The 14076-nt window shown below is 56.3% G+C and carries 8 protein-coding genes, 2 tRNA genes and 3 rRNA genes; 6 read left to right on the forward strand and 7 right to left on the reverse strand.

Annotated elements, in window-relative coordinates:
- The first annotated feature begins 7 nt into the window (after positions 1-7).
- Together OX462_RS20385 and OX462_RS20390 are read left to right on the forward strand one after the other, a co-directional pair.
- Entirely contained in the window at positions 8-1033 is a 1026-nt protein-coding gene (locus OX462_RS20385) for a diguanylate cyclase (RefSeq protein ID WP_070290630.1), read from the forward strand.
- Positions 1034-1058: 25 nt separating this feature from the next.
- Positions 1059-1373 carry a pyrimidine/purine nucleoside phosphorylase gene (locus tag OX462_RS20390; RefSeq protein ID WP_409026934.1) on the forward strand — a complete coding sequence of 105 codons (315 nt, stop codon included), beginning with the start codon at positions 1059-1061 and terminating at the stop codon, positions 1371-1373.
- A gap of 111 nt (positions 1374-1484) precedes the next feature.
- Here the strand turns inward: OX462_RS20390 and murB are convergent, their stop codons facing one another.
- Positions 1485-2513, reverse strand: a complete 1029-nt coding sequence (gene murB, locus OX462_RS20395; RefSeq protein WP_070220062.1) for a UDP-N-acetylmuramate dehydrogenase — start codon at positions 2511-2513, stop codon at positions 1485-1487.
- Positions 2514-2698: 185 nt separating this feature from the next.
- On the opposite strand from murB, the gene OX462_RS20400 reads away from it, so the two are divergent.
- Together OX462_RS20400 and OX462_RS20405 are read left to right on the forward strand one after the other, a co-directional pair.
- Positions 2699-3184 (forward strand): YajQ family cyclic di-GMP-binding protein, encoded by a 486-nt coding sequence (locus OX462_RS20400; protein WP_034759416.1) that lies wholly within the window; start codon positions 2699-2701, stop codon positions 3182-3184.
- 183 nt (positions 3185-3367) lie between these two features.
- Complete coding sequence (locus tag OX462_RS20405) at positions 3368-4633, forward strand: nitronate monooxygenase (RefSeq protein ID WP_070220060.1); 1266 nt, start codon at positions 3368-3370, stop codon at positions 4631-4633.
- 54 nt (positions 4634-4687) lie between these two features.
- Here the strand turns inward: OX462_RS20405 and OX462_RS20410 are convergent, their stop codons facing one another.
- From OX462_RS20410 to OX462_RS20435, 6 genes are all read right to left on the reverse strand, one after another.
- Entirely contained in the window at positions 4688-5986 is a 1299-nt protein-coding gene (locus OX462_RS20410; protein WP_409028770.1) for a leucine-rich repeat-containing protein kinase family protein, read from the reverse strand.
- Between the two features lie 110 nt (positions 5987-6096).
- A 5S ribosomal RNA gene (rrf, locus tag OX462_RS20415) occupies positions 6097-6209 on the reverse strand.
- Positions 6210-6347: 138 nt separating this feature from the next.
- Positions 6348-9221 (reverse strand): 23S ribosomal RNA (locus tag OX462_RS20420).
- 240 nt (positions 9222-9461) lie between these two features.
- A tRNA-Ala gene (locus OX462_RS20425) sits at positions 9462-9537 on the reverse strand.
- A 26-nt stretch (positions 9538-9563) separates the two neighbouring features.
- Positions 9564-9640, reverse strand: a tRNA-Ile gene (locus OX462_RS20430).
- An 80-nt stretch (positions 9641-9720) separates the two neighbouring features.
- Positions 9721-11251: ribosomal RNA gene (locus OX462_RS20435) — 16S ribosomal RNA — on the reverse strand.
- The 16S, 23S and 5S rRNA genes sit together here with 2 tRNA genes alongside, the layout of an rRNA operon.
- 574 nt (positions 11252-11825) lie before the next feature.
- Between OX462_RS20435 and OX462_RS20440 the strand changes: the two genes are divergently transcribed.
- Both OX462_RS20440 and OX462_RS20445 read left to right on the forward strand, forming a co-directional pair.
- Complete coding sequence (locus OX462_RS20440; protein ID WP_070219461.1) at positions 11826-13118, forward strand: sensor histidine kinase; 1293 nt, start codon at positions 11826-11828, stop codon at positions 13116-13118.
- Positions 13119-13186: 68 nt separating this feature from the next.
- Positions 13187-13945 (forward strand): LytR/AlgR family response regulator transcription factor, encoded by a 759-nt coding sequence (locus OX462_RS20445; protein ID WP_070290528.1) that lies wholly within the window; start codon positions 13187-13189, stop codon positions 13943-13945.
- Positions 13946-14076: the final 131 nt, after the last annotated feature.

Here is a 14076-nt window from a genome sequence, read left to right on the forward strand (position 1 = left end):
GAATGCAATGCCAGAATTCTCCTCCAGCTTCACCCAGCATGAACCCGCATTGACCGAATTCAAGGTCAGCGTGCTGCTGGTGGACGACCAGTTGATCATTGCCGAGGCAGTCCGCCGCATGCTCAGCGACCAGCAGGATATCGAATTTCATTATGTGACCGACGCCACGCAGGCGCTGGACACGGCGCAGCGTTTGCAACCGACCGTCATCCTGCAAGACCTGGTGATGCCGGGCATCGACGGCTTCGCCTTGATCCAGCAGTACCGCGAAAACGAGGCGCTCGCGCACGTGCCGGTGATCGTGATGTCGGCCAAGGACGACCCGAAACTGAAGGCCCACAGCTTTGCCGTCGGCGCCAACGATTATGTGGTGAAACTGCCGGACCGCCTGGAGCTGCTGGCGCGCATACGCTACCATTCCAACGCGCACATCAGCCGCCTGCAGCGCGACCAGGCTTTTCGTTTCCTGCGTGAAAGCCAAAAGAACCTGGCGGACGCGAACATTGAATTGCAGAAACTGGCCGCCCTCGATGGCTTGACGGGCATCGCCAACCGCCGCCGTTTCGATGAAACCCTGCATTTTGAATGGCAGCGGGGCCAGCGCGACAAAGCACCGTTGAGCCTGCTGTTCTGCGATATCGACCATTTCAAGAGCTATAACGACCATTTCGGCCACCTGGCGGGCGACCTGTGCCTGAAAAAAGTTGCCGCCGTGCTCACGGAACATTTGAAACGCCCGGCCGACCTGGCCGCCCGTTACGGGGGCGAGGAGTTCGCCCTGATCCTGCCGGAAACGGAAGCGGCCGGCGCGCTGCTGATCGCCCAAGCATGCCGGCGCCATCTGGAAGGCTTGCAGATCGAGAACCCGGCGGCAGGCACGGGCATCGTCACCATCTCGATCGGCGTGGCCACCGTCGTGCCTTCGCCCGACTCGACGGTCGAGCAACTGATCAACCGCGCCGACCAGGCCCTGTACGCGGCCAAGCGCGGCGGACGCAACAGCGTGCTGAGCGCCGATGACGTCCAGGACTGATTTTTAACAGCAAGGAAAGTGAAGCATGAGCACACAACTGGACAATGTCAGCGTCGTCAAGAAGTCGAATATCTACTTTGACGGCAAATGCGTCTCGCACAACGTCATCCTCGCCGATGGCACGAAGAAAAGCGTGGGTGTGATTTTCGCGTCATCGCTGCGCTTCAACACGGGCGCGCCGGAAACGATGGAAATCGTCGGCGGCCTGTGCAAGGTGCGCCTGGCCGACGCGACGGAGTGGAACAGCTATGGCGCGGGCACGGAATTCAAAATCCCGGGCAATAGCTATTTTGATATTGAAACGGTGGAAACACTCGATTACGTCTGCCACTTCGGCTAATCCACGCAGAAAAAACGTCCATGGCTGCGTTGCACTGCCTCGCCGTACTATGCGTACTGTCTTCGGCAATGCGCCTTGCCCTGAACATTTTTTCAAGCGCGGATTGACTATTTAGATAAACACAGGCTCGGGCGACAGGCGCACGCCGTATTTCGCCTCTACATCATCCTGTATCGCTTCCGCCAGCCGGGTAATGTCCGCGCCACGAGCGCCGCCATTATTCACCAGAACCAGCGCCTGCTTGGGATACACTCCCGCGGGCCCCAGGTTTTTCCCCTTCCAGCCACACTGATCGATCAGCCAGCCGGCCGCCAGCTTTTCCGTGCCATCGGGCTGCGCATGGTGCACCAAGGCGGGGAAACGTTCCAGCAAGGCAAGACATTGCTCGCGTGACACCACGGGATTCTTGAAGAAGCTGCCCGCATTGCCGATCACGGCCGGGTCCGGCAATTTTCTCCGGCGGATCGCCATCACCGTGTCGGCCACCTGTTGCGGCGTCGGTTCGGCAAGATGGCGCTCGGCCACGGCCTGCGCCAGTTCCGCGTAGCGCAAGTTCGGCTGCCACTCGGCGGGCAAGGCAAACGTCACTTCCAGCACGATCAGCTCGCGCCCGTCCGCCTGCTTGAAGATGCTGTCGCGATAGGCGAAACGGCAGGCGTCGCGGTCCATGTCGAAGACGATGCCACTGGCGCTGTGCATGACGCTCACCTTATGCAGATAATCCTTGATTTCCACGCCATACGCGCCGATATTCTGGATAGGCGCCGCACCCACCGTGCCGGGGATCAAGGACAGGTTTTCCAGTCCGCCCACGCCTTGTGCCAGGGTCCACTGCACGAAGTCGTGCCAGTTTTCACCGGCCGCGGCCGTGACGAGTATCGTCTCGAAGTCCGCCTGCGCCAGGCGCATGCCGCGCGTGGCCATGTGCAGCACGGCGCCGGGAAAATCACCCGTCAGCACGATGTTGCTGCCGCCGCCCAATATCAGGCGCGGCATGGCGGACAGGGCGGGATCTTGCAGTGCGGCCTGCAGCTGGGCCTGCGAAGTAATGCGTACGTAGGCGGCCGCATGGGCCGCGATGCCGAAGGTATTCAGGCGCTGGAGGTTGTAATTGTGTTCGATGGTGAGCTCTGGATGCATGGGATAGGGAAATTTTGCTCGATTATAGAGCGAAAGCGACAAAAAACCACCTCAGGACAAGGGCGACTTGCCCGTTGTCCGTTAAAATGTCGCATCTTTAACAGGGCCGTCCCATGGCGCAGAATCAGCCGCCAAGGCCCAGCGCGCCGAGCGCGCGCTCGCTTTAACAAGAAAAGGAACAGACCATGCCGTCATTTGATGTAGTCTCCGAAGCCGATATGATCGAAGTCAAGAATGCCGTCGAGCAATCCAACAAGGAAATCACGACCCGCTTCGACTTCAAGGGCAGCGATGCCCGCGTCGAACACAAGGAAAACGAATTGACCGCATTCGCGGATTCGGAATTCCAGCTCAGCCAGGTGCGCGACGTGCTGACCAATAAATTGACCAAACGCAAGGTCGATGTGCGCTTCCTCGACGAAGGCGACATCAAGAAGATCGGCGGCGACAAGGTCAAGCAGATTATCAAGATCAAGAATGGCATCGAATCGGATGATGCCAAGAAAATCGTGCGCGTCATCAAGGACAGCAAGATGAAAGTGCAAGCGAGCATCCAGGGTGAAGCCGTGCGCGTCACGGGCGCCAAGCGCGACGACCTGCAAGCGGCCATGGCCATGCTGCGCAAGGACGTGCCCGACATGCCGCTGGAATTTAACAATTTCCGCGATTAATTTCGATGATGCGCACGCTCCGGCCTGCGCTTGCACCGGCATGGCGGCAAGCTGCCTCGGAGCACCTGCCCGCTTGGGGTAGAATTGAAGCTGCGCACAGCTACATGCGCCCGCGCGCCTGACCGGCAGCGGGCTTGACCGTACATCTGGCTCAGTGATAACCACGGTAGTCTAAGGATAGCAATGAAACGTGTTGATGATTTCCGCCTGCGATTTGGCAAAAAAGAATATGTGCCCATCATGATAGGCGGAATGGGTGTGGATATTTCCACGTCGGAGCTGGCCCTGGAAGCGGCACGGCTGAACGGTATCGGGCATATCTCCGATGCCATGGTGGAAGACGTGTCGGATCGCCGTTTCGACACCACCTTCGTCAAAGACAAGACGAAACTGTACAAGTTCAACATCAATAACAGCGACAAGGCCGTGGTGCAGTTCGACTTGGGCCGCCTGGCGGAAGCGCAGCGCCTGCATATCGGCCGCACCATGGAAGCGAAAAAAGGCGATGGTTTGATCTTCGTCAATTGCATGGAAAAGCTGACCATGAACGGCCCCCGTGAAACCTTGCGCGTGCGCCTGAATGCGGCGCTGGACGCGGGCATCGACGGCATCACCCTGTCGGCCGGTCTGCACTTCGGTTCGTTTGCCTTGATGGCCGACCATCCGCGTTTCCGTGACGCCAAGCTGGGCATCATCGTCTCGTCCGTGCGCGCCTTGCAGATTTTCCTGCGCAAGAACGCCAAGCTGGACCGCTTGCCCGACTTCATCATCGTCGAAGGACCCTTGGCCGGCGGCCACCTGGGTTTCGGCATGGACTGGGCCAATTACGACCTGCACACGATCACGGCGGAACTGCTGGCCTACCTGAAAGCGGAACAGCTGGACATCCCGCTGATCGCCGCCGGCGGCATCTTCACGGGCAGCGATGCCGTCTCCTTCCTGGAAGCGGGCGCGGCCGGCGTGCAAGTGGCGACGCGCTTTACCGTCACCGAGGAATGCGGCTTGCCAAACAAGGTCAAGCAGGAATACTACAAGGCCTCGGAAGAAGACATCATCGTCAACGGCGTCTCGCCGACCGGTTACCCGATGCGCATGCTGAAAAACACGCCCGCCATCGGCGCCGGCATCCGTCCAGGCTGCGAATCGTATGGCTACCTGCTCGATGCGACGGGCAACTGCGCGTACATCAACTCGTACAACCGCGAAGTGGCGGCCCATCCGGAACAAAAAACCGTCGTCGTGATGGACAAGACTTGCCTGTGCACGCACATGCGCAACTTCAACTGCTGGACCTGCGGCCATTACACGTATCGCCTGAAGGACACCACGCATAAGCTCGACAACGGCGAATACCAGATCCTGACGGCCGAACACGTCTTCAAGGATTACCAGTTCAGCGTCGACAACCAGATCGCCCTGCCGGAAAAAGAAATCCTGGTAGCGGGCTGAATCTTGTCAGCCTGACATGAAAATGGCGCAGCCTGCGAAGGCTGCGCCATTTTTTTATGCGGGGAGCATCTGCCGCAATGCCCGTTCGATCACGTCGAACTTGGGCCGTCGCAATACTTCTTCCTGCAGGCAAGCATCCATCATGGCCTGCAGGCTGGGCATCGACGTCGCGCAATGCGCGATCAACTCGCCCAGCAGCACGCCAAAGGCGCGCGCCTCCATGCCTTGCAGTACCTCCCCTTGCGGCGTGCATGGCGCAAACATGGACGCCGCGCCGAAGTCGCCCAGCAGGCAGGCGCCACCGTCCGCATACAGGATATTGTGTGCATACAAGTCGCCATGCACGATGCCGTGCGCATGCAGCTGGCACACGGCCGAGGCGATGCCGTGGGCAATGGCCAGGGCTTGCGGTGCCTCAAAGCGCACGCCTTCGGCATACACATCACGCGTGCATGATGACAGGCTGGGCGGCCCGGCGAGGTTGCGGTAGGCAACATCGATCAGCGGCATGACCAGTCCCAGCGCCCCTTGCGGATGCGCATCGAGCGTCCCGAGGATGGGGATCAGGCCCGGATGGGCGCCGGCGCCGACACAGGCAGCCATTTCGCTGCGCGGCAAGCCGTCGCTGGTTATCGCCGCCTTGAACACTTTGACGGCAACATCCTCGATACCATCGAGGCGGGCGCGGTAAATCACGCCCGATGCCCCCTCGCCCAGCGGCTGCGCCAGTTGCAGGCGCGGCCAGGCCAGGCCCGCCGTCCCGGCGCCGCTCAGGGCCGCCAGTTCACGCGCTTCCGTAAAGGGATTGCCCGCATATGAGAGCCAGCTCAGGCGTGGCAAGGCCAGCAGGCAATCGGGGAGCGCCGTGAAGCGGTTGGCGGCGATGCGCACCAGTTCCAGCTTGCGGCAGTTCACCAGCGATACCGGCAAACTGCTCAGGCAATTTCCCGCCAGCATGAGTTTCTGCAATTGCCCGCACTTGCCGAGTTCATCAGGCAAGACTTCGATGGCATTGTCGGTCAGCGTCAGCCAGCGCAGAGCCAATGGCAAGGCTGCGGCCGGCACGTGGCCGATCCGGTTCGCCTTAAAACCGATCATTTCCAGCCCAGGACAGGAACCGAGCACGGCTGGCAAGGTGGTGAACAGATTATCCGAGCAAAATATGATGCGCAGCTTGTGCAGGCGCGGCAGATCGTCGGGCAGCGAGGACAGCGCATTGCCGGACAGGTCGAGGATTTCCAGGCTGTCGGCCAGGTCGAATATCTCGCGTGGGAAATCCGTCAAGCCGCACGACAGCTTCAGGCGGCGCAGGCCGGCCAGTTGGCCGGCGCGTAATTGCTCCAGTGTAAGCAAGGCAGACAAGATATTCCTTTCAAGGTGGCACCCGGTCGATGCCATGCATAAATCATTGGACGTAAAAAAACCCCAACCGGGTCACCGGAAGGGGTTTTTTCGAATAACAAGCCTGACGATAACCTACTTTCACACTGGTTGCAGCACTATCATCGGCGCAAAGTTGTTTCACGGTCCTGTTCGGGATGGGAAGGGGTGGGACCAACTTGCTATGGTCATCAGGCATAACTTGTACCGGCGTTTGTCTCCTGTTGGACGACAAAGCCTGAATCTGGAAGAAGCAAAGATTGGGGTAATGAATTGGTGTATCAACACACACGCAACGTTGTACCGTCTTATCCTCTGTACCTGCTAAGGTTATAGGGACAAGCCGTACGGGCAATTAGTACTGGTTAGCTTAATGCATTACTGCACTTCCACACCCAGCCTATCAACGTCCTGGTCTCGAACGACCCTTCAAAGAGCTCAAGGCTCTGGGAAATCTCATCTCAAGGCAAGTTTCCCGCTTAGATGCTTTCAGCGGTTATCTCTTCCGAACTTAGCTACCCGGCAATGCCACTGGCGTGACAACCGGTACACCAGAGGTTCGTCCACTCCGGTCCTCTCGTACTAGGAGCAGCCCCCTTCAAATTTCCAACGCCCACGGCAGATAGGGACCAAACTGTCTCACGACGTTTTAAACCCAGCTCACGTACCACTTTAAATGGCGAACAGCCATACCCTTGGGACCGGCTACAGCCCCAGGATGTGATGAGCCGACATCGAGGTGCCAAACTCCCCCGTCGATATGAACTCTTGGGAGGAATCAGCCTGTTATCCCCAGAGTACCTTTTATCCGTTGAGCGATGGCCCTTCCATACAGAACCACCGGATCACTATGTCCTACTTTCGTACCTGCTCGACTTGTCAGTCTCGCAGTTAAGCACGCTTATGCCATTGCACTATCAACACGATGTCCGACCGTATCTAGCGTACCTTCGAACTCCTCCGTTACACTTTAGGAGGAGACCGCCCCAGTCAAACTGCCTACCATGCACTGTCCCCGATCCGGATAACGGACCAAGGTTAGAACCTCAAACAAACCAGGGTGGTATTTCAAGGTTGGCTCCACGAGAACTAGCGTCCCCGCTTCAAAGCCTCCCACCTATCCTACACAGATTGGTTCAAAGTCCAATGCAAAGCTACAGTAAAGGTTCATGGGGTCTTTCCGTCTAGCCGCGGGTAGATTGCATCATCACAAACATTTCAACTTCGCTGAGTCTCGGGAGGAGACAGTGTGGCCATCGTTACGCCATTCGTGCAGGTCGGAACTTACCCGACAAGGAATTTCGCTACCTTAGGACCGTTATAGTTACGGCCGCCGTTTACTGGGACTTCAATCAAGAGCTTGCACCCCATCATTTAATCTTCCAGCACCGGGCAGGCGTCACACCCTATACGTCCACTTTCGTGTTTGCAGAGTGCTGTGTTTTTATTAAACAGTCGCAGCCACCAGTTTATTGCAACCCTTTCACCCTTCTGGAGTAAACCAGTCAAGCTACCGGGGCGTACCTTTTCCCGAAGTTACGGTACCAATTTGCCGAGTTCCTTCTCCCGAGTTCTCTCAAGCGCCTTAGAATACTCATCTCGCCCACCTGTGTCGGTTTGCGGTACGGTCTCGTATGACTGAAGCTTAGAGGCTTTTCTTGGAACCACTTCCGATTGCTTCGTGCACAAGTGCACTCGTCCCACTCCCTTGAATTCCGCGCCCGGATTTGCCTAAGCGCCTTCTATGAAGCAGAAACTGACTATTCCAACAGTCAGACAACCTTCCGCGATCCGTCCCCCCATCGCATCATACGACGGTGCAGGAATATTAACCTGCTTCCCATCAGCTACGCATCTCTGCCTCGCCTTAGGGGCCGACTCACCCTGCTCCGATGAACGTTGAACAGGAAACCTTGGGCTTACGGCGTGGAGGCTTTTCACCCCCATTATCGCTACTCATGTCAGCATTCGCACTTCTGATACCTCCAGCATCCTTTACAAGACACCTTCGCAGGCTTACAGAACGCTCTCCTACCATATGCTTACGCATATCCGCAGCTTCGGTGACTGGCTTAGCCCCGTTACATCTTCCGCGCAGGACGACTCGATCAGTGAGCTATTACGCTTTCTTTAAATGATGGCTGCTTCTAAGCCAACATCCTGACTGTTTTAGCCTTCCCACTTCGTTTTCCACTTAGCCAATCTTTGGGACCTTAGCTGGCGGTCTGGGTTGTTTCCCTCTTGACGCCGGACGTTAGCACCCGACGTCTGTCTCCCAAGCTCGCACTCATCGGTATTCGGAGTTTGCAATGGTTTGGTAAGTCGCAATGACCCCCTAGCCATAACAGTGCTCTACCCCCGATGGTGATACTTGAGGCACTACCTAAATAGTTTTCGGAGAGAACCAGCTATTTCCAAGTTTGTTTAGCCTTTCACCCCTACCCACAGCTCATCCCCTAATTTTTCAACATTAGTGGGTTCGGACCTCCAGGGCGTGTTACCGCACCTTCATCCTGGCCATGAGTAGATCACTTGGTTTCGGGTCTACACCCAGCGACTGATCGCCCTATTCGGACTCGATTTCTCTACGGCTTCCCTATCTGGTTAACCTTGCCACTGAATGTAAGTCGCTGACCCATTATACAAAAGGTACGCAGTCACGGAACAAGTCCGCTCCTACTGTTTGTATGCACACGGTTTCAGGATCTATTTCACTCCCCTTCCGGGGTTCTTTTCGCCTTTCCCTCACGGTACTGGTTCACTATCGGTCGATTACGAGTATTTAGCCTTGGAGGATGGTCCCCCCATATTCAGACAGGATGTCACGTGTCCCGCCCTACTTGTCGTACGCTTAGTACCACCGGTCCGATTTCACATACGGGGCTATCACCCGCTATGGCTCCTATTTCCAGAGGATTCTGTTATCGGTCCGACTATCACGTACAGGCTCTTCCCATTTCGCTCGCCGCTACTTTGGGAATCTCGGTTGATTTCTTTTCCTGCAGCTACTTAGATGTTTCAGTTCGCCGCGTTCGCCTTGCATACCTATGTATTCAGTATGCAATACCCTAAAAGGGTGGGTTGCCCCATTCGGAAATCTGCGGATCAAAGTGTGTTTGCTCACTCCCCGCAGCTTATCGCAAGCTACTACGTCCTTCATCGCCTGTAATCGCCAAGGCATCCACCATGTGCACTTATTCGCTTGTCCCTATAACGTTAGCCTCTTCATTCTTTCAAACGAAAAGAGCGCTACAGGGATAAGAAAGTACAACGTTGTTGCTTGTTTGTTGATACATACAATCATTACCCATCGATTTGCGTTTTACGGCAAACCGATCAATAAATAATCTTTACTTCTTCCAGATTGTTAAAGAACATACAGCACTTGATCTCGAAAAGACCAAACCTAAATCCCGGCGCCATCTGCGCTGATTTACGTTTGAACTTTTGGTGGAGGATGACGGGATCGAACCGACGACCCCCTGCTTGCAAAGCAGGTGCTCTCCCAGCTGAGCTAATCCCCCTATGGGTATTTCCAGACTACAGAAACTGGTAGGGCTGGTTGGACTCGAACCAACGACCCCCGCGTTATCAACACGGTGCTCTAACCAGCTGAGCTACAGCCCCAAATGCTGTTCTTCTTTATTAACAGCCGATAAGTGTGAACATTTGATGCGTGAATCATTACTGATTCGTGCAAACTCTAGAAAGGAGGTGATCCAGCCGCACCTTCCGATACGGCTACCTTGTTACGACTTCACCCCAGTCACGAATCCTACCGTGGTAAGCGCCCTCCTTACGGTTAAGCTACCTACTTCTGGTAAAACCCGCTCCCATGGTGTGACGGGCGGTGTGTACAAGACCCGGGAACGTATTCACCGCGACATGCTGATCCGCGATTACTAGCGATTCCAACTTCATGCAGTCGAGTTGCAGACTACAATCCGGACTACGATACACTTTCTGCGATTAGCTCCCCCTCGCGGGTTGGCGGCGCTCTGTATGTACCATTGTATGACGTGTGAAGCCCTACCCATAAGGGCCATGAGGACTTGACGTCATCCCCACCTTCCTCCGGTTTGTCACCGGCAGTCTCATTAGAGTGCCCTTTCGTAGCAACTAATGACAAGGGTTGCGCTCGTTGCGGGACTTAACCCAACATCTCACGACACGAGCTGACGACAGCCATGCAGCACCTGTGTACTGGTTCTCTTTCGAGCACTCCCCAATCTCTCGGGGATTCCAGCCATGTCAAGGGTAGGTAAGGTTTTTCGCGTTGCATCGAATTAATCCACATCATCCACCGCTTGTGCGGGTCCCCGTCAATTCCTTTGAGTTTTAATCTTGCGACCGTACTCCCCAGGCGGTCTACTTCACGCGTTAGCTGCGTTACCAAGTCAATTAAGACCCGACAACTAGTAGACATCGTTTAGGGCGTGGACTACCAGGGTATCTAATCCTGTTTGCTCCCCACGCTTTCGTGCATGAGCGTCAATCTTGACCCAGGGGGCTGCCTTCGCCATCGGTGTTCCTCCACATATCTACGCATTTCACTGCTACACGTGGAATTCTACCCCCCTCTGCCAGATTCTAGCCTTGCAGTCTCCAATGCAATTCCCAGGTTGAGCCCGGGGATTTCACATCAGACTTACAAAACCGCCTGCGCACGCTTTACGCCCAGTAATTCCGATTAACGCTTGCACCCTACGTATTACCGCGGCTGCTGGCACGTAGTTAGCCGGTGCTTATTCTTCAGGTACCGTCATTAGCAAGAGATATTAGCTCTCACCGTTTCTTCCCTGACAAAAGAGCTTTACAACCCGAAGGCCTTCTTCACTCACGCGGCATTGCTGGATCAGGCTTTCGCCCATTGTCCAAAATTCCCCACTGCTGCCTCCCGTAGGAGTCTGGACCGTGTCTCAGTTCCAGTGTGGCTGGTCGTCCTCTCAGACCAGCTACTGATCGATGCCTTGGTAGGCTTTTACCCTACCAACTAGCTAATCAGATATCGGCCGCTCCACGAGCATGAGGTCTTGCGATCCCCCACTTTCATCCGTAGATCGTATGCGGTATTAGCGTAACTTTCGCTACGTTATCCCCCACTCTAGGGTACGTTCCGATATATTACTCACCCGTTCGCCACTCGCCACCAGAGCAAGCTCCGTGCTGCCGTTCGACTTGCATGTGTAAGGCATGCCGCCAGCGTTCAATCTGAGCCAGGATCAAACTCTTCAGTTTAATCTCTGTTACTTTGCCGTTTTACCGGCACCGTCATTGCTGACGGGTCGCTCACTCAAAAAACTGACAGGCCACTACTTTCGTAGCGCCTATTTCATTATTTCTTGTGAACATTTGATATTTTAAGTTTTACGCTGCTTGCGCAGCGCTGCACTTACATCAAATGCCCACACTTATCGACTGTTAATTGTTAAAGAACGGTATTCGGTACTGCTTTCGCGCCCTCGACAAAGCGTTGTGTTTGTCAGCTGCGAAGAAGGAAGAGTATGAAGCATTTTACTACATCCGTCAACTCCTTCTTTTTCTCACCGTACTCAGCATTTGCATGCGTCGTTCAGCGAGGGGGCGAATTATAGCCCTGCGCCGCGCGCGCCGCAAGCGCTATTTTCACGCGCTCACCGCCCAGCAAGCCTTGTCTTCACTTCAAGCGCCTTTTTGTGCAGCCTGTCGCAATCGGCTGGCGTAGTTCGTGGTCTTTAGGCACAGTGGCAATATCAGACTCTGACGCTACTCAACAAGGGGTTAAACTTGCCCGCTGCGTCGATTAAACTCTAGTACTTGAAAGTGCCCCCTCATGCTTCCGATTTCCAGCCTGCCCCAATTGTTGAAAACCATCCTCGCTTGGTTACAACGGGCATTCGACGCGACGACGACCTGGGTCACCCAACTGTCTTGGTGGAAATTCTTCCTGTTCGCTGCGCTGGCTCTGATCGCCGGCTCCATTTTGCAAGATGAGCTGTTCTCGTCCAGCCCGGACGAAGAAGTGGTCATCAAGTCGCATAAACGCAGCAGCAAGGGTTCGGGGGAAACCAATATCCTGATCGACGATACGGGCATCCATTTCAATCCCCGCAACGGCAAGAATCGCCGCAGCAGCGCGGCCGAGGCGGCCAGCGATCCAGCCGATGCCGCCGAGGCGGACGCAAAAGCCAGCGCCGTGCCGCCGGAACCGCCGCAGCCACCAGCCGCCCCCGCCAAGCCCAACTATCCGGTGACCACCAATGCTTCAGGGGAAGAAGTCCATATCGAATTGCCGCCGCAAATCGGCGAAGAGCTGTCGAATGCCATCGAAGAAGCGGTCGATGATGCCGCCGAGCAAAAAGTGTCGCGCTACCACCAGCAAGCCTCGACCTGGTTCAAGAGTTTTGTGTCCTTGCTGGTACTGGCCCTGTTCGCCATGAAGGCCCTGGTCGGCGGCAAGAAACGCGCCGAAGCGGAAACCGTCACGGCCAACGAAGCGGCTGAACGGGAATCCATGCAGCGCCAGCTCAGCGAAGCGAAGATGCAGATGATGCAGGCGCAAGTCGAGCCGCACTTCCTGTTCAACACGCTGGCCTCCGTCGAACACCTGATCCAGGTCGATCCGCCGCGCGCAGCCAAGATGCAGCGCAGCCTGATCCAGTATCTGCGCGCCGTGCTGCCGCAAATGCGCGACAACGCCCTGATTACCAACCTGGGCCGTGAAGCGGACATGGTGCAAGCGTACTTGAACCTGCTGAAAATGCGGATGGAAGAACGCCTGACCGTCGACTTCCAGATTCCCGACGGCCTGCGCAGCGCCGCCTTCCCGCCCATGATGCTGCAATCGATGGTGGAAAATGCCATCAAGCACGGCCTGGAAGTCAAACCGGAAGGCGGCACCCTGCGCATCGTGGCCGAAGTGGCGCACAGCAAGCTGCGCGTGACCGTCACCGATGACGGCCTGGGCTTTGGCGTAGTGCCCAGCGATGGTACGGGACTGGGTTTGCCCACCATACGCGAACGCCTGAAGCTGCTGCATGGCGACGAGGGCAGCCTGACCATTACGCCAAATCAACCGTCCGGCGTGTGCGCCGTGATCGAAGTGCCATATCAATTGTCCAAGTAAGACAGAGTAGTTGATAAAAACGCTAAATCATTGAATAATCAATCTTCGCCTGTTCACACTTGAGACCTATGCCTACCGCTATTATTGCCGACGACGAAAGACTGATGCGCGACCAGCTACGCCTGCGCCTGGGCCAGGCCTGGCCTGAACTGGAAATCATCGGCGAAGCCAAGAATGGCGACGAGGCGATCGAACTGGTGGAACAACTCAAGCCCGATTTTGCCTTCCTCGATATCCGCATGCCAGGCAAGACGGGCATGGAGGCGGCGCAAGCAATAGGCAGCAAGACGCATATCGTCTTCGTCACGGCCTATGACAGTCACGCCGTCGAAGCCTTCGAGCGGGGCGCCGTCGACTACGTGCTCAAGCCGCCCGAGCATGAGCGTCTGCTGGTGACGGTGGAGCGCCTGAAAACGCACTTGAACAAGCCGGCCCTGGACGTCAACAGCAGCGTCACGGCCATGCTGTCGCAACTGGCGGAAAAAATCACGGCCAAGCCCACCTACCTGCAATGGATACAGGCCAGCATCGGCCAGGACTTGCGCATGATCCCCGTGGAAGAGATCCTGTTCTTCCGTTCTGACGAGAAATACACTTGCGTGCAGACGGCCAAGTATGAAGCGCTGATCCGCAAGCCCGTGCGCGACCTGGCCGAAGAGCTCGACCCTTCGCTGTTCTGGCAAATCCACCGCGCCACCCTGGTCAACGTGAATGCCATCGAAGGCGTGACGCGCGACATCCGCGGCCGTCACCTGGTACTCATCAAAGGCAAATCCGACAAGCTCGAAGTGAGCCGCAGTTTCCTGCACCTGTTCAAGCAAATGTAAGACTCCGCCGCCGCCCGGCCCAGGCCGGTGCGGCGCCTTGATCTCTTCCTTTCCCCTTCCTGCGCCACATCAAGCCGCGCCGCACCAGCAGGCATAGGCTAGATAAAGTCCAACTCTCCATCGCTGTCCTG

It is taken from the genome of Janthinobacterium aestuarii, from assembly GCF_046113285.1.
GTDB lineage: Bacteria > Pseudomonadota > Gammaproteobacteria > Burkholderiales > Burkholderiaceae_D > Janthinobacterium.